Annotated in this window: 21 protein-coding genes and 2 pseudogenes; 12 read left to right on the top strand and 11 right to left on the bottom strand. The window is 62.9% G+C overall.

The window, feature by feature from the left end; genetic code table 11:
- Window positions 1-125 precede the first annotated feature (125 nt).
- The gene (locus tag V5B39_RS06050) at window positions 126-1,535 is read right to left on the bottom strand and encodes a DUF2252 domain-containing protein (protein ID WP_332342023.1); all 1,410 of its coding nucleotides are present in this window, start codon (window positions 1,533-1,535) and stop codon (window positions 126-128) included.
- Between the two features lie 127 nt (window positions 1,536-1,662).
- Window positions 1,663-2,274 (bottom strand): annotated as a pseudogene (locus tag V5B39_RS06045) (IS3 family transposase); the annotation flags it as partial.
- Between the two features lie 255 nt (window positions 2,275-2,529).
- Between V5B39_RS06045 and V5B39_RS06040 the strand changes: the two are divergent.
- From V5B39_RS06040 to arsC, 10 genes are all read left to right on the top strand, one after another.
- Window positions 2,530-2,727, top strand: a complete 198-nt coding sequence (locus V5B39_RS06040; protein WP_332342022.1) for a hypothetical protein — start codon at window positions 2,530-2,532, stop codon at window positions 2,725-2,727.
- A complete protein-coding gene (locus V5B39_RS06035; RefSeq protein WP_332342021.1) occupies window positions 2,727-4,346 on the top strand; it encodes a carboxyl transferase domain-containing protein in 1,620 nt (539 codons plus the stop codon). Before V5B39_RS06040 ends, V5B39_RS06035 begins: the two co-directional genes overlap by 1 nt.
- Before the next feature lie 10 nt (window positions 4,347-4,356).
- Window positions 4,357-5,151 carry an enoyl-CoA hydratase/isomerase family protein gene (locus tag V5B39_RS06030; RefSeq protein WP_332342020.1) on the top strand — a complete coding sequence of 265 codons (795 nt, stop codon included), beginning with the start codon at window positions 4,357-4,359 and terminating at the stop codon, window positions 5,149-5,151.
- A 57-nt stretch (window positions 5,152-5,208) separates the two neighbouring features.
- A complete protein-coding gene (locus V5B39_RS06025; protein WP_332342019.1) occupies window positions 5,209-7,239 on the top strand; it encodes an acetyl/propionyl/methylcrotonyl-CoA carboxylase subunit alpha in 2,031 nt (676 codons plus the stop codon).
- Entirely contained in the window at window positions 7,236-8,159 is a 924-nt protein-coding gene (locus tag V5B39_RS06020) for a hydroxymethylglutaryl-CoA lyase (protein WP_332342018.1), read from the top strand. The genes V5B39_RS06025 and V5B39_RS06020 overlap by 4 nt, the downstream gene beginning before the upstream one ends.
- Window positions 8,156-8,404, top strand: coding sequence for a DUF1289 domain-containing protein (locus tag V5B39_RS06015; RefSeq protein WP_332342017.1), 249 nt, complete (start codon window positions 8,156-8,158; stop codon window positions 8,402-8,404). Before V5B39_RS06020 ends, V5B39_RS06015 begins: the two co-directional genes overlap by 4 nt.
- Before the next feature lie 2 nt (window positions 8,405-8,406).
- A complete protein-coding gene (locus tag V5B39_RS06010) occupies window positions 8,407-8,598 on the top strand; it encodes a DUF1289 domain-containing protein (protein WP_332342016.1) in 192 nt (63 codons plus the stop codon).
- On the top strand, window positions 8,598-9,512 hold the full coding sequence (locus tag V5B39_RS06005; protein WP_332342015.1) for an MBL fold metallo-hydrolase: 915 nt from the start codon (window positions 8,598-8,600) through the stop codon (window positions 9,510-9,512). Before V5B39_RS06010 ends, V5B39_RS06005 begins: the two co-directional genes overlap by 1 nt.
- 285 nt (window positions 9,513-9,797) lie before the next feature.
- Entirely contained in the window at window positions 9,798-10,409 is a 612-nt protein-coding gene (locus tag V5B39_RS06000) for a CBS domain-containing protein (protein ID WP_332342014.1), read from the top strand.
- 58 nt (window positions 10,410-10,467) lie between these two features.
- A complete protein-coding gene (gene arsC, locus V5B39_RS05995) occupies window positions 10,468-10,821 on the top strand; it encodes an arsenate reductase (glutaredoxin) (protein ID WP_332342013.1) in 354 nt (117 codons plus the stop codon).
- Between the two features lie 101 nt (window positions 10,822-10,922).
- Here arsC and selD read toward each other — a convergent pair whose 3' ends face one another.
- From selD to V5B39_RS05965, 6 genes and pseudogenes are all read right to left on the bottom strand, one after another.
- On the bottom strand, window positions 10,923-12,035 hold the full coding sequence (gene selD / locus V5B39_RS05990) for a selenide, water dikinase SelD (RefSeq protein ID WP_332342012.1): 1,113 nt from the start codon (window positions 12,033-12,035) through the stop codon (window positions 10,923-10,925).
- 106 nt (window positions 12,036-12,141) lie between these two features.
- Window positions 12,142-12,348, bottom strand: a complete 207-nt coding sequence (locus V5B39_RS05985; RefSeq protein ID WP_332342011.1) for a heavy-metal-associated domain-containing protein — start codon at window positions 12,346-12,348, stop codon at window positions 12,142-12,144.
- A gap of 35 nt (window positions 12,349-12,383) precedes the next feature.
- Window positions 12,384-14,630, bottom strand: coding sequence for a heavy metal translocating P-type ATPase (locus V5B39_RS05980; protein WP_332342010.1), 2,247 nt, complete (start codon window positions 14,628-14,630; stop codon window positions 12,384-12,386).
- Window positions 14,627-15,433: a sulfite exporter TauE/SafE family protein gene (locus V5B39_RS05975; RefSeq protein WP_332342009.1), complete on the bottom strand. Its 807-nt coding sequence runs from the start codon at window positions 15,431-15,433 to the stop codon at window positions 14,627-14,629. Before V5B39_RS05975 ends, V5B39_RS05980 begins: the two co-directional genes overlap by 4 nt.
- A 117-nt stretch (window positions 15,434-15,550) precedes the next feature.
- A complete protein-coding gene (locus V5B39_RS05970; RefSeq protein WP_332342008.1) occupies window positions 15,551-16,444 on the bottom strand; it encodes a recombination-associated protein RdgC in 894 nt (297 codons plus the stop codon).
- Between the two features lie 191 nt (window positions 16,445-16,635).
- Window positions 16,636-16,797: pseudogene (locus tag V5B39_RS05965) on the bottom strand (IS5/IS1182 family transposase); the annotation flags it as partial.
- A 142-nt stretch (window positions 16,798-16,939) separates the two neighbouring features.
- Between V5B39_RS05965 and V5B39_RS05960 the strand changes: the two are divergent.
- Window positions 16,940-17,188, top strand: coding sequence for a hypothetical protein (locus V5B39_RS05960; protein ID WP_332342007.1), 249 nt, complete (start codon window positions 16,940-16,942; stop codon window positions 17,186-17,188).
- Window positions 17,189-17,196: 8 nt separating this feature from the next.
- Here V5B39_RS05960 and V5B39_RS05955 read toward each other — a convergent pair whose 3' ends face one another.
- Genes V5B39_RS05955 through V5B39_RS05945 form a run of 3 tightly spaced genes read right to left on the bottom strand, consistent with a single transcriptional unit; the run spans window position 17,197 to window position 21,937 of the window.
- Window positions 17,197-18,252 carry a 2-oxoacid:ferredoxin oxidoreductase subunit beta gene (locus V5B39_RS05955; RefSeq protein ID WP_332342006.1) on the bottom strand — a complete coding sequence of 352 codons (1,056 nt, stop codon included), beginning with the start codon at window positions 18,250-18,252 and terminating at the stop codon, window positions 17,197-17,199.
- Between the two features lies 1 nt (window position 18,253).
- Window positions 18,254-20,092 carry a 2-oxoacid:acceptor oxidoreductase subunit alpha gene (locus V5B39_RS05950; protein WP_332342005.1) on the bottom strand — a complete coding sequence of 613 codons (1,839 nt, stop codon included), beginning with the start codon at window positions 20,090-20,092 and terminating at the stop codon, window positions 18,254-18,256.
- A 9-nt stretch (window positions 20,093-20,101) separates the two neighbouring features.
- The gene (locus V5B39_RS05945; RefSeq protein WP_332342004.1) at window positions 20,102-21,937 is read right to left on the bottom strand and encodes an FAD-dependent oxidoreductase; all 1,836 of its coding nucleotides are present in this window, start codon (window positions 21,935-21,937) and stop codon (window positions 20,102-20,104) included.
- A gap of 252 nt (window positions 21,938-22,189) precedes the next feature.
- Here V5B39_RS05945 and V5B39_RS05940 point away from each other — a divergent pair.
- A partial coding sequence (locus V5B39_RS05940; protein WP_332342003.1) for an alpha-amylase family glycosyl hydrolase occupies window positions 22,190-23,794 on the top strand: 1,605 nt, incomplete at its 3' end.

Raw genomic sequence — 23,794 nt, 5'->3', positions numbered from 1 at the left:
ACCCGACTCAAGAAAATGGAGATCCTGAAGAGACTCCAGGCACCGGGCGCCAGTGCGCCATGAAGGGTCGGAATGAGCTGGCTCGCCGTTGAAATGCCACCCATCGCGTACCCGGCGTCGACGCATCACGCTTCTTCGACGAAAACTTCCAGACGTCCCGCGAGAGCTGCCTCCCTGAGTGTCCTGTGGTCGCGTTCGCTCTGATCCGCGTAGGCCATTGCGAAATGGGTCAATGCGCGTGGGAAGACGTCGCCCGTGCCGATGTAGCCGGCGATTCTCGCCGCCTCGCCGGTGCAGGCGTGTGCCCGTGCCAGGGCACGGGCACAGAGGGCCGCGTATTGCAACAGGTCGGTCGGCGCGAGCAGTTCGATGGGAACCTTGACCTTCATGTCCTTGAGCTGGCGGATGTAGAAGTGCCGGTCCCCGCGAGCGGTCGTCCAGCCGAGAAACATGTCGCTCGCTGCCTGCATGATCCGGGCACCGACGACGACACGTTCGCCATGGTTGGCGTGCTCGCTCGGGCCGGCAAACGGCTCGAGGACCGAGGCGCGCGCCTCCTTGACCTGTAGGAAGATGGGATCCCGCTCTTCCGCCATCAACAGCAGCACGGCGCAGGCGGTGCCGACACTGCCGACGCCGACGACCTTGACCGCGATATCGACCAGATTGAACTGGTCGAGGATATGCCGCACGTGCTTGGGAACGGTCTTGAGATAAGCACCGAATGCTTTGCGCACATGTGCCATGACCTCATCGGGATCCTCGTTAGGAATGTGGTAGATCAGCGGCGGGTTGTCCTTGATCCGGATCTTGCCGCCTTCGCTGCTCACCATCTCAGGAAAATCGAACTCGGCCACGCTACGCGTGCGCGCTTTCGCCACGCGCTGTGCTATTCCCTTGCGCGTCTGCTTGTTCTTCATTTGTTTGAGGATCCAGTCCACATCGATGCTCGCATAGAGGACGTCGAGCACGCGCATCCTGCTGAACTCGACCATCCGATCACGGTACGAGCGGACCACGGTAAGCGCCGCCTTGCGCGCGTCGCGCTTGCGAAAGCCATTGTCGCGGGCGGCGAGGACGAAGCTGGTGGCCAAGCGCTTGACATCCCACTCCCAGGGCGCGGGCAGCGTCTCGTCGAGGTCGTTGATGTCGAAGATCAGGCGCCGTTCCGGCGTCGCAAAGCCGCCAAAATTCGACAAGTGGCAGTCGCCACAGGCCTGCACATAGATGCCCGTCGTCGGTGTGTGGGCAAGGTCCGTCGCCATGTGCAATGCCGCACCGCGGAAGAAGACAAACGGGCTCTGCAGCATGCGCCCGTGACGAAGCGGCAGAAGTCGCGGAACTCGTCCTTGATCTGCCTTTTCCAGTAATTCGATCGGTTCGGGCCGGTCGGCTTGCGGTTTCCATGCGGCGTGTGAAGTACGCGGGCAACTGACACGCAGTTTCTTCCCCTGGGCATACAGTTCCGCCCGTGGCGGGCGAGCGTGCGGCCGTTCTTCCGCTTCGCCTGTCTGGATATCGTCGTTCATTGCCATCAGTATTCCCCTATTGCCGGTAAGAATACCAAGGATAGCAACTTCCTTGCCTCTCTGACATATTTAATGTGAAAGTCGCGTATGCGACTGAGGTTCCCTCGGTTTTTCGTCTGCCAAAGGACGGATTTCATGCTACCCCCTTTTCCTGACGCTGCTCGCTGATCCAGTTCTCCAGGAACTGAACGGGCGACTGGTAGCCGAGGGTCGAATGCTGGCGCTTCCGGTTGTCAAAAACCTCGATGTATTCAAAGGCGGCAACCTTGATCTCGGCAGGCGTCGCGTCGTGAACACCCTGCAGCCGCTCGTTCTTGAAGCGGTTGAACCCGCTCTCCGTCGGCGCATGGTCCCAGCAATTTCCTTTCCGGCTCATCGGGCAGATCATGCCGTACGCCTTGAGCTTGTCCTGAAAGGCATGGCTGGCATACTGGCTTCCCCGGTCGGAGGGGTGCAGCAGCCCCGGCACCGGACGCTTCCTGAACCCCGCCATGGTCAGCGCATCGGTCACCCGGTCTGCTGTCATGCGCGGCTTGAGCGACCTGCCAACGACTTCACGATTGAACCGGTCGAGTACGACGGCCAGGTACAGCCAACCCTCGTCTGTCCAGAGGTCGGTGATGTCCGACGTCCAGACCGGATTGGGTGCCGTCGGCGTGAAGTTTCTGGCCAGCAGGTTGTCCGCCACCGGCAAGCCAGGCTTCGAGTCCGTCGTGACCTGCTTCGGTCTCTTCATTTCCTGCCTTCCAAAAATGACATCAATTTTAGGTCACCCTGGGCAGACGAAATTTCGGGGGAAGCTCACCTTGGCTTTCTCCGGACCGACGCACACGAACTGGATGAGGTCTGCGTAAGCGATTGCCCTGTCTGGAACACTGGATAAGGCAGCAGCATCAGGAAAAACTGGTAGCATGAAGCCCCACCCTTGGGCAGACGAAAAACCGAGGGAACCTCACAGGGACGGGATCACGGAAATTCACCGGCAGAAGGAGAGTGCAGCATGCCGCAGTACATCGAGTTCCATTTCGACTTGACATCGCTCTATGGCTACCTGGGCCCGGAGCAGATCGAACCGCTTGCCGATCGCGACGCTTGCAAGGTCAAATGGCGACCATTTTGCCTGCTCGGCGGTGAACCGTTTTCCGGGGGCGACCGCCTGCCACGGATCGGGCGCGGGCTGAGCAGCGGAGATTTCTGATGCCCATCCTGCAAACCCGACTCGACCCTCGCAGCGACGATTTCAGGGCCAACGTCGAAGCGATGCGCAGCGTCGTCGTTGACCTGCGCACCACGGTTGACCGGATTGCCCTCGGCGGCCCGGAAGCGGCGCGCCAGAAGCACCTTGCGCGCGGCAAGCTGCTGCCGCGCGAGCGGGTCGATGCGCTGATCGATCCCGGTTCGGCTTTCCTGGAACTGTCACAGTTGGCAGCCTACGGCATGTATGGCGAGGCCCATCCTTTCGAGGTGCCGGCGGCTTCACTAATTACCGGCATCGGCCGCGTCAATGGGGTCGAATGCATGATCGTCGCCAACGATGCGACGGTGAAGGGCGGCACCTATTACCCGCTGACGGTCAAGAAACATCTGCGCGCGCAGGAGATCGCCGCCGAGAACCGTCTGCCGTGCCTCTATCTGGTCGATTCGGGCGGCGCTTTCCTGCCGATGCAGGACGAGGTCTTTCCCGACAAGGAGCATTTCGGCCGCATCTTCTACAATCAGGCCAACCTCTCGGCGGCCGGCATCCCGCAGATCGCCGTCGTGATGGGTTCGTGCACCGCTGGCGGGGCCTACGTGCCGGCGATGTCCGACGAGTCGATCATCGTCAAGGAGCAGGGAACGATCTTCCTCGGCGGGCCACCCCTGGTCAAGGCGGCGACCGGCGAGGTGGTGACTGCCGAAGAACTCGGCGGCGCCGATGTGCATACCCGGATTTCCGGCGTCGTCGATCACTACGCGGAGAATGACGCACATGCGCTGGCGATTGCCCGCAGCATCGTCGGCCACCTCAACTGGCGCAAGCGTCCGCCGCTGAGCCTCGCCGAACCGCGCGAACCGATCTATGCGGCCGACGAACTGTATGGCGTGATCCCGACCGACGCCAGGAAACCCTTCGACGTTCGCGAGATCATCGCCCGCCTCGTCGACGGCTCCGATTTCGACGAATTCAAGGCGCGCTACGGGACGACGATCGTCTGCGGTTTCGCCCGTCTCTGGGGCTATCCGATCGGTATCGTCGCCAACAACGGCATCCTGTTCTCGGAATCTTCGCTGAAAGCCGCGCATTTCATTGAACTCTGTGCGCAGCGCGGCATCCCGCTGCTCTTTCTGCAGAACATCACCGGTTTCATGGTCGGTCGCAAATACGAAAACGGCGGCATCGCCCGCGATGGCGCCAAGATGGTGACCGCCGTCGCCTGCGCGCGGGTGCCAAAGTTCACGGTGGTCATCGGCGGTTCCTTCGGCGCCGGCAACTACGGCATGTGCGGTCGGGCGTACTCGCCACGTTTTCTGTGGATGTGGCCCAATGCACGCATCTCGGTGATGGGCGGCGAGCAGGCGGCGCAGGTGCTGGCAACCGTCAGGCGTGACGGCCTGGAGGCCGCCGGCAAGGCCTGGAGCGCCGACGAAGAAGCGGCCTTCATGGCGCCGATCCGCGCACAGTACGAATTGCAGGGCCATCCCTACTACGCCAGCGCCCGCCTCTGGGACGACGGCGTGATTGACCCGGCCGATACCCGCCGGGTGATCGGACTCGGTCTGTCGGCGGCATTGAATGCCGACGCCGAAACGACCCGGTTCGGCATTTTCCGCATGTGAGGGAGCCATGATGAGCGAGTATCAATCGATTCTCACCGAAATCGACGGCAACGTCGGCATCCTGACGCTGAACAGGGCGCAGCGGCACAACGCATTCGACGAGCAACTGATCGCCGAGATTACCGAAGGCCTGCGCGAACTCGAGGCGGATGCGCGCGTTCGCGCCGTCGTGCTGTCGTCCACCGGAAAAAGCTTCTGCGCCGGTGCCGACCTGAACTGGATGAAGCGTGTCGCCGGCTGCACTCCCGAAGAAAACCTGCTCGACGCGAAAAGGCTGGCCGAGTTGTTGTCGACGCTCAATGAACTCTCGAAACCGACGCTGGCGCGTGTGCAGGGACCGGCTTACGGCGGCGGCGTCGGACTGATCGCCGCCTGCGACATTGCCATCGGGACCTACGATGCGGTGTTTGCGCTCAGTGAAGTGAAGCTGGGAATCGTGCCGGCAGTGATCAGCCCTTACGTGCTGGCGGCGATCGGCGAGCGCTACAGCCGCCGCTACATGCTGACGGCCGAGCGTTTCTCGGCCGCCGAGGCCTACCGGATCGGCCTGTTGCACGAACTCGTTCCCGGTGAGGAGCAACTCGACGAGGCGATCGCCGAGATCCTCGACAGTCTGCTCGCCAACGGTCCGCACGCCCAGGCCGAATGCAAGGCGCTGATTCGCATCGTTGCTGGCCAGCCGATCGATGCCGAGACCATCGACGAGACGGCGCAGCGGATTACGCGCGTTCGTGCCAGCCCCGAAGGCCGGGAGGGTCTGGCGGCGTTTCTCGAAAAGCGGCAGCCGAACTGGGTCGCCGACTGAAATGGCAATCACCTGTAAGCGGTTTGCATGTTGCTGTCTGGCGAAAGGTTTTGCGCAATGTTTACCAAGATTCTGATGGCCAATCGCGGCGAGATTGCCTGCCGCGTGATCCGCACCGCCCGCCGCATGGGGGTGCGCACCGTCGCCGTTTTCTCCGAAGCCGATGCCAACGCCCGCCATGTTCGCCTCGCCGACGAGGCGGTGTGCATCGGTCCGCCTGCAGCCCGCGATTCCTATCTGGTCGCCGAGCGGCTGCTCGATGCGGTCAGGCGTACCGGCGCTCAGGCGGTGCATCCGGGCTATGGCTTTCTCTCCGAGAATGACCGCTTCGCCGACGCCTGTGCGGCTGCCGGGATCGTTTTTATCGGCCCGCCGGCGGCGGCGATTCGCGCCATGGGTTCGAAGTCTGCGGCCAAGACACTGATGGCCGCAGCCGGTGTTCCCCTGACGCCAGGCTACCACGGTGACGAGCAGGACCCTGCTTTCCTGCACATGCAGGCCGACGCCATTGGCTACCCGGTGCTGATCAAGGCGGCCGCCGGCGGTGGCGGCAAGGGCATGCGTCTGGTCGAGAAGAGCGACGATTTTGCCGCCGCGCTGGCCTCGTGCCGGCGCGAAGCGATCTCGTCATTCGCCTCCGGCCAGGTGCTGATCGAGAAATACCTGCGCCGGTCACGGCACATCGAGATCCAGATCTTTGCCGATACGCTGGGCAATTGCGTGCATCTCTTCGAACGTGACTGCTCGGTGCAGCGCCGCCACCAGAAAGTCCTCGAAGAGGCGCCGGCACCTGGAATGACGCCGGCGTGCCGCGCCGCCATGGGCCAGGCAGCGGTTGACGCTGCCCGCGCGGTTGGCTACGTCGGCGCCGGTACCGTCGAATTCATTGCCAGTGAGACTTTCGCGCAGGACGGCAGCTTCTATTTCATGGAGATGAACACCCGCCTGCAGGTCGAACATCCGGTGACCGAGATGATCACCGGACAGGACCTCGTCGAGTGGCAGTTGCGCGTCGCCAGTGGCGAACCCCTGCCGCTGCGTCAGGAACAGCTCGACATTCGCGGACACGCGCTGGAAGCGCGCATCTACGCCGAGAATCCTGACCAGCAATTCCTGCCCTCGACGGGGCGCCTGCTGCATCTGGCGCGGCCGGCCGAGAGCCTCAACGTTCGCGTCGATACCGGCATCGAACAGGGCGACGAGATCACGCCTTACTACGACCCGATGATCGCCAAGCTGATCGTCTGGGATGTCGACCGGCATGCCGCGCTCGGGCGCATGCGGCAGGCGCTGGCCGATTACCGCATCGTCGGGGTCAGTACCAACATCGACTTCCTGTCACGGCTGGTGGCCTGCCCGGCTTTTGCCAACGCCGATCTCGATACCGCCCTGATCGAGCGCAGCCGCGACTTTCTTTTTCCGGCGCAAAGCGATCCTCCGAGCAGCGTTTTCTTCGTTGCCGCGGTCGCCGGTTTGCTGCGCGAATACGCGGCAGCGCTCGCCAGGGCCAGCCACTCGGGTGATCCCTGGTCGCCGTGGAGCCTGCACGACGGTTGGCGTCTGAACATCCAGCCGCGACGCACGCTGAGCTATCGCAGCGGGGATACCCGGCACGAGGTCCTCGTCGCCTACGCAGCCGATGGCTGGCGCCTGACGCTCGGCAACGAGTCGGTCCTCGCGCGTGGCCGCGTCCTCGAAAGCGGCCAGTTCGCCGGGCAACTGGCGGTCGAACTCGACGATCGCCGTTTGGTGGCGAGTGTCGTCGCGGTGACCGAAAAGCAGGAACGCCACGTTTTTCTCAATGGCACCAATTACGTCATCCTGCGCGACGATCCGCTGCACCTCGTCGCAGCGGGCGGAGCGCAGGGCGGAGGTCTGACCGCACCGATGCCGGGCAAGGTCATCGCTTTGCTGGCCGCGGTCGGACAGCGGGTGGACAAGGGCGCGCCGCTCCTGATTCTCGAGGCGATGAAAATGGAACACACGATTACCGCACCGAAGAACGGTCGCGTCAAGGCTTTCCACTACGCTGCCGGTGACCAGGTCGCCGATGCAGCCGAACTGGTCGATTTCGAGGTCGAGCCATGACCCTGCCAGCGCGCGTGAAACTGGTCGAGGTCGGGCCACGCGACGGCTTGCAGAACGAGCCAGCGATCGTTCCGACGGCGATCAAGGTCGAGCTGATCGAACGTCTTGCCGATGCCGGACTGTTGGCCATCGAGGCCACCTCCTTCGTCTCGCCGCAGTGGGTGCCGCAGATGGCCGACAACGCCGAGGTGCTGCGCGCGCTGCTGGCCAGCCCGCAACGCCGGCCGCAGCCCTCGTACCCGGTGTTGACCCCCAATCTCAAGGGTTTCGACGCCGCCATCGAAGCCGGCGCGCAGGAAGTCGCGATTTTCGCTGCGGCCTCGGAGACCTTTTCGCAGAAGAATATCAACTGCAGCATCGCCGAGAGCCTGAAGCGCTTCGCTGCCGTCGTCGATGCCGCCAGCGCACTCGAAGTCAAGGTGCGCGGCTATGTCTCGTGCGTCGTCGCCTGTCCCTACGAAGGTGCCATCGATCCGGTGAAAAGTGCGTGGGTCGCCGGGCAACTGCTCGAAATGGGTTGCTACGAAGTTTCCCTCGGCGATACCATCGGTGCCGGCACCCCGGCATCGATTCAGCGAATGATCGAGGCCTGCGCGGCAGTGGTGCCGATCGAAAAACTGGCGGGACATTACCATGACACCTACGGGATGGCCATTGCCAACATCTACGCCTCGCTCGAACTCGGCATGGCGGTGTTTGACAGCTCGATCGCCGGACTCGGTGGCTGTCCGTATGCCGCCGGTGCCAGTGGCAACGTGGCCAGCGAGGACGTCGTCTATTTGCTGCAGGGCCTGGGCATTGAATGCGGCGTCGATAGGGACAAGTTGCTGGTCGCCAGCCGGTTCATCGCACACTTCCTGGGCCGCGAACCGGCGTCGAAAGTGGCGCGCGCCTTGCTCGCCAGGCAGAGCGCCCGATGAGCACTGCTCGAAATACACTGGTCACGCAAGGGGTCGTCTCGCCGTGCATCAATGTCTGCCGAATGGACGATCGAACCGGTTGGTGTCTGGGTTGCTTCCGGACGATCGAAGAAATTGCCGTCTGGAGCCGCGCCACCGACGACCGGCGCCTGCAGATTCTGCTGGCCGTCGAGCGCCGGCGTTTCGAGCACGATCCGGCCGGCTGTGCGTCGGGAGGTGATTTCCGTGCTGATTGCGATCGTTGATCATGAACAAACCTGAAGAAGAATATTTCTGTGTCGGCATCTGCATGCCCGACCCGGATTCCGGTTACTGCCTCGGCTGCGGTCGTCCGCCGGTGCCGGTCTCGTCGATCACGCAAGGGATCGTCGTCGAGGAACTGCGCCGCGAACCCATCTATGACGCCTTGCCGAACAACGACTCGCCAGATCAGAGCTGATGCTTCCCGATAGTCTGCGGGTTCTTGAACGCGGCTGGCTGTCGTCGAACAACATCGTCTTTCTCGAAGGCGAGCAGGCGGCGCTGATCGACAGTGGTTACGTGACGCATGCCGCACAGACGGTCGCCCTGCTCGAACAGACGCTGGCCGGCCGCCGGCTGACGCGGCTCTTCAACACCCACTCGCATTCCGACCATATCGGGGGCAACGCGGCCGTGACCGAGGCCTTCGGTTGCCAGGTGATCGTTCCCCAGGGCATCGATGCGACGATTGCCGAGTGGGACGAAGAGGCCTTGCTGCTCTCACCGCTCGGCCAGTCGGGCGCGCGCTTTTGCCATGATGCAACGATCGCTGCCGGCGATGAAGTCGAACTTGGCGGGCTCAACTGGCGTGCGATTGCCGTTCCCGGTCACGACATGGATGCGCTGGCCTTTCACAACCCGGAGCGACGCCTGCTGATCTCCGGTGATGCCCTGTGGCGCAATGGCTTCGGGGTGATCTTCTCGGAACTGTTGAGTCATCCGGAGGGCGCGGGAGGGCTGAAGGCTGCGCGTGAAACGCTCGACGTCCTGGCACGTCTGCCGATCGATGGGGTGATCCCCGGCCACGGTGCGCCCTTCATTGAGGTGGCCGACGCCTTCGAGCGCGCCTATCAGCGGCTGGCCACCTTCGAACAGAATGTCGAGCTGCTGGCCAGACATGCCCTGCGGGTCATTCTCGCTTTTGCCTTGCTGGAAAGGCGGCAACTGCCGCGCGCCGATCTTCCCGAGTTCCTCGCCAGCCTCAGCTTCTGCCGGAGCGTCAACGCACGCTATCTGAGCCACAGCAATGAGGTGCTCGCACAATGGCTGGTCCGCGACCTGATCCGGGCGGGGACCCTGCGGGACGTCGATGGCATGTTGCTGGCCGTCTAACGGTCATGACTTTTTCAGGCACCCCACGATCATGAAAGCCATGACCGTTTTCCCTCTCCCCCGACCCCTCCCCCGCGAGGGGGAGGGGAGATTCGTGAGTCGCTGACGCGACTTTCACATTAACGGTCATGACTTTTCCAGCCCCCCCAATCATAATGACGCTTTCATTCACACCCGTTCGCGGCGGCCGGCATGTCTCATGTCTGGCATGTCTGGCGTAAGCGAGTCGCTATAATGGACGGGGATTGCTGTTGAAGCGCCGTTGCGCTGGATGAGGAGGAGAACGTGTTTGCGGTCTATGGCTTGAGTGGTCCAATCTACCGGGGTACATTCGAAGGCCTCAAGGATGTCGCCGAGGTTCATCGGGGCTCCGCAGTTCGACCCCTTGCCGAGAGCGAGCCGGCACCCGTCTTCAGTGCTCCGACAGCGCAGGCCGTGAGCGCTTATAAGGAAATGCTGCGCGGCGACCCTGAGCGGGGTCCGCTGTACCATGCCTATCAGATCATGCAACGGCAGATCGTCTCGGTGACCAGCAACGATCCCGTCGAACGGGCGTGGCGGATACTGCTCGAACGCCGTATTCACCAGGCGCCGGTGCTCGACCCGACTTACCGGCTGGTGGGCCTCGTCAGTGAGCGCGACCTGCTGACCGTCGTCAACGTCGAAGACGGGCGCGTGCGCGATGTGCTGGCAAGGAAGGTGAGCGATGTGATGACCACGCCCGTGGTCAGCGCCGACCCGATCACCGACATCCGGCGAATCGCCTGGGTGATGCTCGAACACCAGGTCGATGGCGTGCCGATTGTCAATGAAATGCAGGTGCTGGTCGGTTTCGTATCGCGCAGCGACATCCTGCGTGCGATCATCACCGATCCGCCGCTGAGCCTGTGGCGCTAGGCCGGCTGCCTGCCTGCTGCGTTACCATTTGCGATCGTCCTTTGCCTGAGGAAAACCGATGAGCCATGCGTCAATCCGCATCTACCACAACAATCGCTGTTCGAAGAGTCGCGCCGCTTGCCAGTTGATCGCCGAAAAGGGGGTCGATGCCGAGATCGTCGACTATCTGAAAACGCCGCCGAGCCACGAAGAGCTGCGCGATCTTCTGCGAAAACTCGGCCTGCGGCCATCGGAACTGGTGCGTCGCGGTGAAGCGGTGTTCAAGGAGCACTACGCCGGACGCTCTCTGAGCGACGACGAATGGCTACAGGCGATGGTAACGTACCCGATTCTGATCGAGCGTCCGATCGTCGTGCGCGGTGACCGGGCGGTGCTCGGTCGGCCACCGGAAAAGGTGCTCGAGCTACTGTAGCAAACGCCCGTGATCACCCCCCGACCTCGCGAGTGGAGTGGAGTGGAGAGGGGGAGGCTCGTGAGTCGCTCACGGTAAACTTTCATTCGCACCTGCAAGCTTCAGCCGGTCTGGCTCTTGAGCACGGACACCTGCGGCTTGCCTTCGCAGATCTCTCCGATCACCGTGGCGTGGTCGAATCCTTCCTGCAGGAAAATCGCCAGGACTTCGGTGACCACTTCGGGCGTACAGGCGACCAGCAGGCCGCCGCTGGTCTGCGGATCGGTCAGCAGCGCTTGTTCGGGGTCGCTGAATGATTTCTTCTGGAGACTGACGTGTTCGCCATAACTCGCCCAGTTGCGCCCGGAAGCGCCGGTGATACAGCCTTTGGCTGCGTAACCAAGCGCATTCGGCAGCAAGGGCAGGGCTGTGTAATCGATCTTTGCCGAAACGCCCGAGGCCTTGCAGATTTCAACCAGGTGGCCGAGCAGGCCAAAACCGGTGACGTCGGTCATCGCATGCACGCCGGACAGGCAGGCGAGCGCGCGGCCCGGCGTGTTGATCTGGGTCGTTGCGGCGATCATCGCGGTGTAGCAGGCCTGTGACAACAATCCTTTCTTCAGCGCCGCGCTGAAGAAGCCCACTCCGAGTGCCTTGCCGAGAATCAGCTGGTCGCCGGGGCGAGCACCGGAATTGCGTTTGAGGTTGTCCGGATGCACCAGACCGATGGCGACAAGGCCGTAGATCGGCTCGACCGAGTCGATGGTATGCCCACCGGCAATCGGAATACCTGCCTTGGTGCAGATCGACTCACCGCCTTCGAGAATCCGTTTGATGGTCGCCAGTGGCAACTGGTTGACCGGCATGCCGACGATCGCCAGGGCCAGCAGCGGCACGCCTCCCATGGCATAGACATCGGAGAGCGCGTTGGTCGCGGCGATGCAGCCGAAATCGAAGGGATCATCGACGATCGGCATGAAAAAGTCGGTGGTCGCCACCAGCGCCTGCTCGTCGTTGAGTTGATAGACGGCAGCGTCATCGCTGGTTTCGATACCGACCAGCAGTTGCCGAGGCACGATCGCTGACGAGGTCTTGGCGAGGATCTGTTCGAGTACGCCGGGAGCGATCTTGCATCCGCAACCGCCGCCGTGCGAGAACTGCGTCAGTCTGATCGCTGCGGTCGAGGGAACTTGCGGTGCAACAACCTTGTTGGTTGCGGGTTTTTTTCTGGACATTTTTTTAACCAGGTTATTAACCAGGTAGGGCAGGCATGCGGTGTGAAAAGCGATGGCGAAGATCGCTACGCGACAACATTCGTGGGTCGCGGACGCGACTTTCTCATTAACTGGCGTCGAATCCCGCTTCTTCGACCGCCTGCCGCAACTCGGTGACGCTTACCAGCGCCGGGTCACAGGCGACGCTGGCCTGCCCCGCAGCGAGGAATACTTCCACCTGCTCGACGCCGGGCAGCGCCTGGAGGGCAGCGGTAACACTCTGCACGCAACCCTGGCAACTCATCCCGGCTACTGCAATCACGATTCTTTCCATCAGACCTTTCCCATCAGAGAGCCCGGCGCTATGCCCTATTTGTCACCGGCGCGCCAGCGTTTGAGGAGCAGCGAGTTGGACACCACCGAGACCGAACTCATTGCCATGGCGGCGCCTGCGATCACCGGACTGAGCATTCCCAGCGCCGCCAGGGGAATGCCAAGCACATTGTAGAGGAATGCGCAGAACAGATTCTGCCTGATTTTCCGTAGCGTCGCACGCGAAAGCAGGATGGCATCGGCGATTCCGTTGAGATCGCTGCGCACCAGCGTCACGTCGGCGGCCGCGATGGCCGCATCGGAGCCGGCCCCGATGGCAAAGCTGACGTCGGCAGCCGCCAGTGCCGGCGCATCGTTGATTCCGTCGCCGACCATCGCCACCACCGCCTTGCCGGTTTTCAGTGCATTGACCGCTGCAGCCTTGTCCGCGGGCAGGATACCAGCCTGAAAATCATCGATACCAGTCTCCCGGGCAATCGCCGTGGCGGTTGCGGGATGGTCGCCGGTCAGCATCACGACGCGGATTCCCATGCCCTTGAGACGATCCACGGCGGCACGCGAAGTCTCGCGCAGCGGGTCGGCGATGGCCAGAAGCGCCAGGGACAGTGAGGCATCGTCTTCGGCACATGGGGGGCTGCGCTTCTCCGTCAGAACCACGACGGTCTTGCCGGCGCGCTGCAGGGTGTTGATCAGATCCTCGGGCAAGGCCAGGCCATGGCAGCCGTCCGGCGCAGCCAGTCGCAGCCAGCGCCCGGCGACCCGGCCTTCGACGCCGCGACCGGGAATCGCCCGAAACTCGTCAAGTTCCGGCAAGATCGTCCCGGCGGCGTGTGCGTGCTGCAGGATGGCCCGTCCCAGCGGATGTTCCGATCCCTGTTCCAGGCCAGCAGCCAGCGCCAGCGCTTCTTTGGCAGACGTCGCCAAAGGGACGAGATCGGTGACGACCGGTTCGCCACGCGTCAGGGTGCCGGTCTTGTCGATCGCCAGTACGTCGACCTTCTCGGCACGCTCGAGCGCCTCGGCATTCCTGACCAGAATGCCGGCCGCGGCGCCCTGACCGCTGGCGACCATGATCGCCGTCGGCGTGGCCAGCCCGAGGGCGCAGGGGCAGGCAATGACCAGGACGGCCACGGCATTGACCAGCGCGCTGCTGAATACACCGGAGAAAGCCCACCAGGCAATCAAGGTGAGCAGGGCAATGGCGCAGACGACCGGGACGAAAATTGCCGAAACCCGGTCAGCCAGTCTCTGCACCGGCGCTTTCGACCCCTGCGCCTCGGCCACCATACGGATGATTCCGGCGAGCAGGGTATGCTCGCCGACACCGGTGGCCTGGCAACGCAGCATTCCCTCGCCGTTGGCGGTGGCCGCAAAGACGCGGTCGCCGCGGCGCTTGACCAGTGGCATGCTCTCGCCGGTCAGCATGGCTTCATTGACGTTCGACGAACCGTCGATCACCTCGCCGTCGACCGGCAGGTTTTCACCGGGACGGACAATGAAGATGTCCCCTGGTACCAGCAGGACGGTGTCGATGTCGAGCAGTCGTCCGTCGCGTTCGACACGGGCCGTTCTCGGTTGCAGGCGGATCAGCGCCTCGATGGCCTCGCTGGTCTTTGCCTTGGCGCGCGCCTCGAGCAGCTTGCCGAGCAGCACCAGCGTGATCACCGCCGCCGAGGCCTCGAAATAGACATGCAGGTCGGCAGCGAGCGACAGGGTGACAACCAGGCTGAAGCCGTAAGCCATGCTGGTACCGAGCGCGACCAGCACGTCCATATTGGCACCGCCACTGCGCAGGGCTTTCCAGGCGCCATCGTAAAAACGCCAGCCGATCCAGAATTGCACCGGTGTTGCCAGTAGCAGTTGCAGCCAGCGGGGCAGGAGATCCTGGTGAGCGTCTGCGCCAGGGTTGAACATGGCCAGCATTGGCGCGACCAGTGGCAGCGTCAACGCGGCCGAGATCCAGAAACGACGCAATTCGGCCCGCTCGCTGGCGCGTTTTCTGGCCTTTTCGTCAGTCTGGGAACGATTATCGGCCAAACGGCCAGTGAAGCCGGCGCGCTCGACGGTGGCGATCAGTAGCGCTGGTGCGACGACGCCGGGAAGGTAACGAACCGTCGCTCGCTCGGTCGCCAGATTGACCACCGCGTCCACCCCCGGCAGACGGTTGAGCATTTTTTCCAGCCGTGCCGAACAGGCCGCGCAACTCATGCCGGTGATGGCCAGTTCCAGAGTCTGCGGCGGCAGGTCGAGGGGCTGCCGGGAATCGGGGCCTGAATTGCTCATCCGCTGCGAACGGTCATGACTTTTTCCAGGCACCCCCGATCATGAAAGTCATGACCGTTTCCCTCTCCCTCAACCTCTCTCTCCCCCGCGAGGGGGGGAGATTCTTGAGTCGCATACGCGACTTTCACATTAAGCACCTGTGGCGCCAACCCCAGCACCCCGAGCAGTCCCCAGATGCCAAAACCGAGAATCAGCAGGCCGCAAGCCAGGCGAACCCCTGGTTTCATGGCATAGGCCTGGAGGCGGGCGGCGAGCAGACCGGCGAGCAGCAGATTGGGCAGGGTGCCGACACCGAAGGCCAGCATCAAACCGGCTCCATGCACCGCAGAACCGCTGGTGAGGGCAGTTGCCAGGGCGCTATAGACTAGGCCGCAGGGCAGCCAACCCCACAGCAGACCGAGCGGAAAGGCCTGCGCCACGGTGCGTGCAGGCAGATAGCGGCGGCTCAGCGGTTGCAGATGTCGCCACAGTTTCTGGCCGCAGCGCTCGCTGAATGCCAGTGCCCGGGTGACGCCGATCAGGTAGAGACCCAGCGCGATCAACATCCCGTTGGCGAGCAGATAAAGGAGGGTGCGAACCGGCCATTGACTGGCCAGGGCCATGCTGGCTTCGCCAAGCGCACCGGCCATGGCACCGGCGGTGGCATAGCTGACGATGCGTCCGCTGTTGTACGCCAGGTGCAGGGCAAAGCTTGCAGGGGCACCCATCGACAGGGCGCCGACGATGCCGCCGCACATGCCGACACAGTGCGTCCCCCCCAGCAGACCGATCAACAACAGGGCGAGATAGCTGGATTCAGGCATGCCAGAGCCAGGTGTGCGTGGAGCGCCGCCGTGCAGACGGGTACGCACGATGACCATGAGTGCCCCGCAGCAAGGATGGACGACCCGAGTCGCCGGGATGTAGCCGGGAACACATGCCTACGCCGCCACTTCTCCACCCAGCGCAGTGACCAGGTCATCGAGCAACTGCACCACTTCTCCGGTCATCAGGGTGAAATCGATGTCGAAGCGTTCATCAGCGTTCTCGCCCTGGCCTTCGGCCTGTTCCTTGAGGATGTCCAGGAAGACCAGGCGCTTGATCTGTAACTGGTCGTTGAGCACAAAGGAAATGCGGTCGTTCCAGGTCATCGCCAGGCGGGTGACGATCTTGCCGGTGGCGATATGCTGGCGGATCTCTTCGCCTTCGAGGGTGTGATTGACATAGCGCACGCTGGCCTTGTCGGTCGAGCGCAGCTCGAGGTCCTGGTCGAGGGTGAATCCGACGGGGGCTTCGCCATCGGCCACCCAGCCGGTCATCGCCGCCGACGGTGATTGCGTCACTTTGAGCACCTTGGCCGGCAAGGCATCAAGCGATTTGTGAAGATGTTCGAGGAACTCCTCGGCTTTTGCCGGCGAGGCGGAGTCGATGACCAGCCAGCCGTTGATCGGGTCGATCCAGCCATAAGTGCTGCGGCTGCGGATGAAGGCACGCGGCAGCAGTTCGAGGGTCATTTCCTGCTGGATCTCGCGCATCTCGCGACGACCGATACGGCGGCCTTCGGCTTCCTCGATCTCCTTGGCCTTGTCGCTGGCGAAGCGTTTGACGATCGAGGCCGGCAGCAGTTTTTCCTCGACCCCGAGGGCGAGCAGCCATTGCTGGTTGACGGAGTGGACGAGTGCGCCGCCGTCCCGTGGCGCGACCCAGCCGATGCTGCGCGGATCGGTGGCGTGGCATCCTTGCTGGGTCAGTTTGCCGAGTTGCGCCGCCAGTTGCTCAGCGTCAGCAGCCCAGTTTCTGGGCAGGCGGTAGAGATGAAGATTTTTGAACCACATGAGCGGACCCGAAAAAATTGGCCATTATAGGTCCGAACAGCACATAATTTGCTGCCGGTTGGCTTGGCGGCAGGGCGATTGCATGAATCTTATACAAGACCCAGGAGTTCGGCGCGAAAGGCGTCCGAAGTCGCGGCGATCAGTCGCTGAACCTTGAGGCCGCCCTGGCGTTTTACCGGAGCAAGGCGCAGGAGGTGTGAGTCCAGGTCGCTCGCCCGCCATTCGGGCTGATGGCGGTTGGGCATCAGAACACGCGCCGCGGCTTTCGGTGGCAAGACCTTTGCTCCACTCTGGCTCGTCGGGTTCGCTAGCGTCATCGGTTCGTCGGGAAAAAGCGGGGAAGTATCGGTCATGGTCGTAGCCTGGCAACATCAATGACCATAGCATGGTACCCACCCGATCAGGCTCAAGTTCGCTACCTGCCATTCTCCCGATCCGGTGACGTGCAGTTCCGCCCGCTGACCAGATGCAATTGGGCATCTGTTACGTCGCATCTTGCAGTTGCCGGGCCGGCGCTTCCTGGCAAGGAAGTGGTTTATCTGCACACTCTTTGGCTCGCGCGAGCGCGTCAAGCAGGTCATCGAAGGACCGGATGGAGACATCGATCGCATCATCGGATCTGTGCGGGACAACGGCGCAAAGATTTCGAACAGGCTGATCAGGGAAATCCCGGCTCTTGCGGATGAGTCTCTCGCCGCGGAAGTCGCCACCGCAATCCTGTTGGCATTGGCGCAGATGATCTGATGGATGCCTCAGCGCAGCGAGGCGTTGATCTTCTCCAAGGCTGCCGACCCTGGGCACAGCTCGGCTGCGCCGAGCGTATTCAGTGGCAACAGGACGGTATTGAGTTCCTGGTGCAGGTCACAGGCGTCGCTGTCGAGGTAGAGCAGGCCAGTGATCAGCTCGCCACGTGCGGCGTGTTCCTGAACGTAGCTCATCGCCCGGATCCGGTCGCTGGCGTCGTAGTCGGCGTGCAGCTTGCGCAGGCGGACCACCGAACCGTCGTGCTGGCGTACCTCGGTCACTTCGCCGGCGCCGTACTCGGCGGTGATCTCTTCGCGCTGCGGGAAGAAGTCCAGGCGATTGACCGCCTCGTTGTGCTCGCGTACGTAGTCGTAGCTCTTGGTGCTGCCGCCATGGTTGTTGAAGGCGATGCACGGCGAGAGGATGTCGATCACCGCCGCGCCCTGGTGGGCCAGCGCAGCGCGGATCAATGGCACCAGCTGGGTCTTGTCGCCGGAGAAGCCGCGCGCGACGAAGGTCGCCCCCATGACCAGGGCGAGCGTGACCAGGTCGATCGGCGCGTCGTTGTTGGTCTGCCCCTTCTTCGACTTTGAGCCCTTGTCGGCGGTCGCCGAGAACTGGCCCTTGGTCAGTCCGTAGACCCCGTTGTTCTCGACCAGGTAAGTCATGTTGACGCCCCGGCGCATGACGTGCGCAAACTGGCCGAGGCCGATCGACGCCGAGTCGCCGTCACCCGAGACACCCAGGTAGATCAGGTCGCGGTTGGCCAGATAGGCGCCGGTGAGCACCGAGGGCATGCGTCCATGCACGGTGTTGAAACCGTGCGAGTTGCCCAGGAAGTAATCCGGCGTCTTCGACGAGCAACCGATTCCCGAGAGCTTGGCAACGCGGTGCGGCTCGATGTCGAGTTCCCAGCAAGCCTGGATGATGGCGGCCGAGATCGAGTCGTGGCCGCAACCGGCGCAGAGTGTCGAAATCCGGCCTTCGTAGTCGCGGCGGGTGTAGCCGACCCGGTTTTTGGCGAGCGAGGGGTGGTGCAGCTTGGGTTTGGCGAGGTAGGTCATCTCAGGCCACCATGTCGTGTCGGAGCGGGCGCACGTTCAGGCGCGAAACGCGCTCGGCGATCTCCTGGGTGATGAAGCGAGCGGTAATCGGCGTGCCGTCGTAGTGCAGTACCGAAATCAGGTTGGCCGGGTTGACGCCGGCCTCGTTGACCAGCAGCGTCGCCAGTTGCCCGTCGAAGTTCTGTTCGAAGACGAACACCTTGGAGTGCGAGGCGATGAAGTCGGCAATCTCGTTCTGGAACGGGAAGGCGCGGATGCGCAGGGCATTGATGTAGATGCCCTGCTCGGCGAGTGCGTCGAGTGCCTCCTGCATGGCCGGGCCGGTCGAGCCGTAGAAGAGGGCGGCAAAGCGCGCCGGGTATCTGGCGGCGCAGAGCACCGGCAGCGGCAGCAGCGACTTGGCGGTCTCGAACTTCTGGCGTAGCCGCTGCATGTTGTAGATGTAGTCGGCGCCGGCTTCCGAGTAGCCGGCGTAGGCGTTCTTGGTGGTGCCGCGGGTGAAGTAACCTCCCCTGGTCGGGTGTGTTCCGGGATAGGTGCGGTAGGGAATGCCGTCGCCGTCGACGTCGAGGTAGCGGCCGAAATCGGTGCCGGCGTCAAGCGCCTCACGGGTCATCACCTTGCCGCGGTCGTATTCTTTGCTGTCGTCCCAGGCGAACGGCTTGCAAAGTCGCTGGTTCATGCCAATGTCGAGGTCGGTCATGACGAAGATGGGTGTCTGCAGGCGCTCGGCGAGGTCGAGTGCCTGCGCCGACATCTCGAAGCATTCATAGGGGTCCTCGGGAAACAGCAGGACGTGCCGGGTATCGCCGTGCGAAGCGTAAGCGCAGGCCAGTATGTCGGCCTGCTGGGTACGCGTCGGCATGCCGGTGGACGGGCCCCCGCGCTGCACGTTGATCAGTACCGCCGGGATCTCGGCGAAATAGGCCAGCCCGATGAACTCGCTCATCAGCGAGATGCCGGGACCGGAAGTGGTGGTGAATGAGCGTGCGCCGTTCCAGCCGGCGCCGATGACCATGCCGATCGATGCCAGCTCGTCTTCGGCCTGCACGATCGAGTAGCGATGCGCACCGGTCTCCGGGTCGATGCGAAGCTTCTGCGCGTAGCGCTGAAATGCTTCGGCGACCGAAGACGAAGGAGTGATCGGATACCACGCACAGACCGTCGCGCCGCCATAGATGCAGCCAAGCGCGGCGGCGCTGTTGCCATCGACGAAGATGCGGTTGCCGACACCGTCGCGGCGTTCGACCTTGAGCGCAATCGGCTTGAGGCTGGAACGTGCGTAGTCCATGCCGAGTTTGAGCGCCTGGACGTTGGATTCGAACAATTTCTCCTTGCCCTTGTACTGTTCGCCGAAGAGCTTCTCGATTTCGGCCGGGTCGATGTCGAGCAGGGTGGTCAGCGCGCCGATATAGATGATGTTCTTGAACAACTGGCGTTCGCGTGCGTCACTATAGGCCTGATTGCAGATCTCGGTGAGCGGCATGCCCAGGACGTGGATGTCGTCGCGGAACTTCGCGCGCGGCAGCGGTTTCGAGCTGTCGTAGAAGAGGTAGCCGCCGGGGTCGATTTCCCGGACATCCTGGTCCCAGGTCTGCGGATTCATGGCCACCATCATGTCCACGCCGCCGCGGCGACCGAGATAGCCCTGCTCGGTGACGCGCACTTCGAACCAGGTCGGCAGCCCCTGGATGTTCGACGGAAAGATGTTGCGTGGCGAGACCGGCACGCCCATGCGCAGGATGGCGCGGGCGAAAAGCTCGTTCGCCGATGCCGACCCGGAGCCGTTGATGTTGGCGAATTTGACCACGAAATCATTGACTGCTTCGATCTTCTGCATTCTCGTTCCTTAAGCGCTTGCTGTCTGCGTACCGGCACTGCGACAGCCGGCGCCGGCATGTGTCATCTCGAGCAGAAACTTCTGCATGTCCCATGCGCCGGTCGGGCAGCGCTCGGCGCAGAGACCGCAGTGCAGGCAGACATCCTCATCCTTGACCATCACCCGTCCGGTCTTCAGCGTTTCCGACACGTACAGATCCTGGTGCAGGTTGAGTGCCGGGGCGCGCAGCCGCGGTCGCAGCTCGTTCTCCTCGCCGTTGGCGGTGAAGCTGATACTGTCCATCGGGCAGATGTCCATGCAGGCATCGCATTCGATGCATAGCTTGGGCGTGAACACCGTCTGCACGTCGCAGTTCAGGCAGCGCTGCGCCTCCTTGGCAGCGAGTTGCGGGTCGAAACCGAGTTCGACCTCGATCCTGATATTCTTGAGTGCCGTACTGATGTCGCGCAGCGGTACGCGCAGACGGCGATCGACCGAAATCGCATTGTCGTAGCGCCAGGCGTGGATGCCCATTTTCTGCGACACGAGACGGGTTTTGGGTGCCGGACGAACGGCAAGGTCTTCGCCATTCAACATGCGGTCGATCGAGACTGCCGCCTCGTGGCCATGCGCGACTGCCCAGATGATGTTCTTCGGGCCGAAGGCGGCATCGCCCCCGAAGAAGACATTCGGCAGGGTCGATTGCAGCGTCCGTTCGTCGAGCTTGGGCAGCCCCCATTTGTCGAACTCGATGCCGATGTCGCGCTCGATCCAGGGAAAAGCGTTGTCCTGACCGACGGCCACCAGCACCTCGTCGCATTCGAAGTGTGCGTCGGGCTCGCCGGTCGGGATCAGGCTGCGCCGTCCCTGCTCGTCGAATACCGCGCGCACCTTCTCGAAGGTGACGCCGGTAAGGCGGCCGCTGTTGTGGGTAAATGCCTTGGGGACGAGATTGTTGAGGATCGGGATGCCTTCGTGCATCGCGTCTTCCTTTTCCCAGGAACTGGCCTTCATTTGCTCGAAACCCGAGCGGACGATGACCTTGACGTCTTCGCCGCCGAGTCGTCGCGAAGAACGACAGCAGTCCATCGCCGTATTGCCACCGCCGAGAACGATGACACGCTTGCTGATCGAGGTGGTATGCCCGAAAGCGACGCTGGCCAGCCAGTCGATGCCGAGATGGATGTATTTGGCTGCGGCCTTGCGACCGGGGATGTCGAGATCATGGCCGCGTGGTGCTCCGGAGCCGACGAAGACCGCGTCATAGCCTTCGGCAAGCAGGTTCTTCAGTGATTTGACGTACTCGCCCGCACGGAAATCGGCGCCGAGGCCGAGAACGTAGCCCGTTTCCTCGTCGATGATCGCTTCGGGCAGCCGAAATTTCGGAATCTGGGTGCGCATCATGCCGCCGGGGCGAGCGTCGCCGTCAAAGATCACCACCTCGTAACCGAGCGGTGCGAGGTCGCGCGCCACCGTCAGCGAGGCCGGACCGCCGCCGACACAGGCGATGCGCCGACCGTTCTTCTCTTTGGCCGGTCGTGGCAAGAGCGACCGGATATCCTGCTTGTAATCGGCGGCGACGCGTTTCAGGCGGCAGATGGCGACGGCTTCCTTGCGTTCGCGCCCATCGGCCGCTTCGTCCTCGACGCGGCTGCGGCGACATGCGGGTTCGCAGGGACGGTCGCAGGTGCGACCGAGGATGCCAGGGAAGACGTTCGACACCCAGTTGACCATGTAGGCTTCGCTGTAGCGACCAGCAGCGATCAGACGGATGTACTCGGGAACGGGCGTGTGGGCCGGGCATGCCCACTGGCAATCAACGACTTTGTGAAAGTAGTCGGGTGCGCCGATATCGGTAGGCTTCAAGAAGAACGTATCCTTTCATCGGGACAAGTCAGGAGCCGCGGCCGCTGGCCCCAAAACCGTCATACTAGCGCGCTGCTGCAGTGCTGAAAAGGGTTTAATAGTGTGTAATTGTGCTCAGACCCTGGCGCCCGATTTGCCGACATACTCGTCAAGGCGCTCTTGAAAACTGGACAAGTATTCTATTTAATTAGGATCTTGTTCATCTCATCAGTCTCGTTGATTTCGTTCATTTCGTCCAGGGAGTCTTACATCATGCAATTCGTCGACCAGGCACTCAATCGTCCGCGGCCTGACAGTATCCGCCGCAATGTCAAACTGCCACGCCGGCAGGCTTATTTTCCCTCTCCGACGGACTGGCGAGACCAAGTGCTGTATTTTTTGCTGGTTGACCGTTTCAGCGATGGCGCCGAAGCGACGCGCCCCTTGCTCGACCGGCACCAGTTGGCCGCTGCCCGGCCTGCCCAGTCCAATGGTCAACCGTGGCGCTGGGATCTCTGGGCGGCATCGGGTGCCGATCGCTGGCAGGGTGGAACCCTGTCGGGGGTGCGCTCGCAACTGGCGTACCTGAAACGGCTCGGCGTGACGGCGCTGTGGCTGAGTCCGGTTTTCAAGCAGCGCGGGCACCTCGACAGCTATCATGGCTACGGTGTCCAGGATTTCCTCGACATCGACCCGCGTTTTGGCAATCGCGCCGATCTGGTCGCCCTGGTGGCGGAAGCGCATCAGGCGGGACTGCGAGTCATCCTCGACATCATTTTCAATCACTCGGGTTCCAACTGGGTTTATCCGCAGGGAACACCGGGCGGCACATCGACGCCCCACTATACGCAGGGACGTTACGCCTTCGGTGCCTGGCTCGGCGATCAGGGACAGACGGTCGGCGCCATCGCCGGTCCCGAGGACGGTGCCTGGCCGAGCGAACTGCAGGCTCCCGAGTGCTACACGCGTGCCGGCAGCGGCAGCCTGGGTGCCGGCGACATCAACGACCCGTTTGCCGAGCATAAACGCAGCGATTTCATCACCCTGCGGGATTTTGACCAGAACACGGTGCTGGCTGACCTGGCGCAGTGCTACAAGTACTGGATTGCGCTGAGCGACTGCGATGGCTTTCGGATCGATACGCTGAAGCATGTTTCGCTCGAAGACGCGCGCAACTTCTGCGGCGCGATCAAGGAATTCGCCAGCAACCTCGGCAAGGACGATTTCTTCCTCGTCGGTGAGGTCGCAGGCGGCGACTACAGCCAGGACCGCTATCTCGATGTTCTCGACCGCAACCTGAACGCCGCGCTCGACATTGGCGAGATGCGCCCGACGCTGAACGGCGTCGCCAAGGGGCTGGTGCACCCGCATGCCTACTTCAACGGTTTCAACCCGGGTTCCGCGGGGATGGGTTCGCACCGCAATCTCGGCAACCGGCATGTTTCGATCCTCGACGACCATGACCATGTGTTCGGTCAGAAACTGCGCTTTTCGAGCGAGGCGGCCTCGCCGCAGCAGATCGCCGCCGGTGTGGCCATGCAGGCCTTCACGCTGGGTATCCCGTGCATCTATTACGGGACCGAACAGAGCCTGGCCGGGCCGGAGCCGGCAGAGCGTTTCTGGCTGCCGGAGTGGAAGGGTTCGGATCGTTATCTCCGCGAAGCCATGTTCGGCCCGGCGCATCCGCTCCGGAGCGGGCGGGCCGGCCTGGAGTCTGCCCTGGACCCGGATCTGCCTGGCTTTGGCCCGTTCGGAACCGCTGGCCAGCACTGCTTCGACGAGCAGAGTCCGGCCTTTACCCGCATTGCCGCGATCCATGCGATCCGTGCGCAGTACCCTTGCCTGCGGCACGGTCGCCAGTACCTGCGCCCGATCTCC

It is taken from the genome of Accumulibacter sp., from assembly GCF_036625275.1.
In the GTDB taxonomy this organism is placed as follows: Bacteria; Pseudomonadota; Gammaproteobacteria; order Burkholderiales; family Rhodocyclaceae; genus Accumulibacter.
The sequence above is the reverse complement of the archived record's forward strand: the minus strand, read 5'-3'. Positions and strand labels throughout refer to the sequence as shown.

Coding starts and splice junctions, on each gene's coding strand:
- V5B39_RS06050 (WP_332342023.1), bottom strand. CDS start 1,535: ATGGCAATGAACGACGATATCCAGACAGGCGAAGCGGAAGAACGGCCG.
- V5B39_RS06040 (WP_332342022.1), top strand. CDS start 2,530: ATGCCGCAGTACATCGAGTTCCATTTCGACTTGACATCGCTCTATGGC.
- V5B39_RS06035 (WP_332342021.1), top strand. CDS start 2,727: ATGCCCATCCTGCAAACCCGACTCGACCCTCGCAGCGACGATTTCAGG.
- V5B39_RS06030 (WP_332342020.1), top strand. CDS start 4,357: ATGAGCGAGTATCAATCGATTCTCACCGAAATCGACGGCAACGTCGGC.
- V5B39_RS06025 (WP_332342019.1), top strand. CDS start 5,209: ATGTTTACCAAGATTCTGATGGCCAATCGCGGCGAGATTGCCTGCCGC.
- V5B39_RS06020 (WP_332342018.1), top strand. CDS start 7,236: ATGACCCTGCCAGCGCGCGTGAAACTGGTCGAGGTCGGGCCACGCGAC.
- V5B39_RS06015 (WP_332342017.1), top strand. CDS start 8,156: ATGAGCACTGCTCGAAATACACTGGTCACGCAAGGGGTCGTCTCGCCG.
- V5B39_RS06010 (WP_332342016.1), top strand. CDS start 8,407: ATGAACAAACCTGAAGAAGAATATTTCTGTGTCGGCATCTGCATGCCC.
- V5B39_RS06005 (WP_332342015.1), top strand. CDS start 8,598: ATGCTTCCCGATAGTCTGCGGGTTCTTGAACGCGGCTGGCTGTCGTCG.
- arsC (WP_332342013.1), top strand. CDS start 10,468: ATGAGCCATGCGTCAATCCGCATCTACCACAACAATCGCTGTTCGAAG.
- selD (WP_332342012.1), bottom strand. CDS start 12,035: ATGTCCAGAAAAAAACCCGCAACCAACAAGGTTGTTGCACCGCAAGTT.
- V5B39_RS05985 (WP_332342011.1), bottom strand. CDS start 12,348: ATGGAAAGAATCGTGATTGCAGTAGCCGGGATGAGTTGCCAGGGTTGC.
- V5B39_RS05980 (WP_332342010.1), bottom strand. CDS start 14,630: ATGAGCAATTCAGGCCCCGATTCCCGGCAGCCCCTCGACCTGCCGCCG.
- V5B39_RS05975 (WP_332342009.1), bottom strand. CDS start 15,433: ATGCCTGAATCCAGCTATCTCGCCCTGTTGTTGATCGGTCTGCTGGGG.
- V5B39_RS05970 (WP_332342008.1), bottom strand. CDS start 16,444: ATGTGGTTCAAAAATCTTCATCTCTACCGCCTGCCCAGAAACTGGGCT.
- V5B39_RS05955 (WP_332342006.1), bottom strand. CDS start 18,252: ATGACCTACCTCGCCAAACCCAAGCTGCACCACCCCTCGCTCGCCAAA.
- V5B39_RS05950 (WP_332342005.1), bottom strand. CDS start 20,092: ATGCAGAAGATCGAAGCAGTCAATGATTTCGTGGTCAAATTCGCCAAC.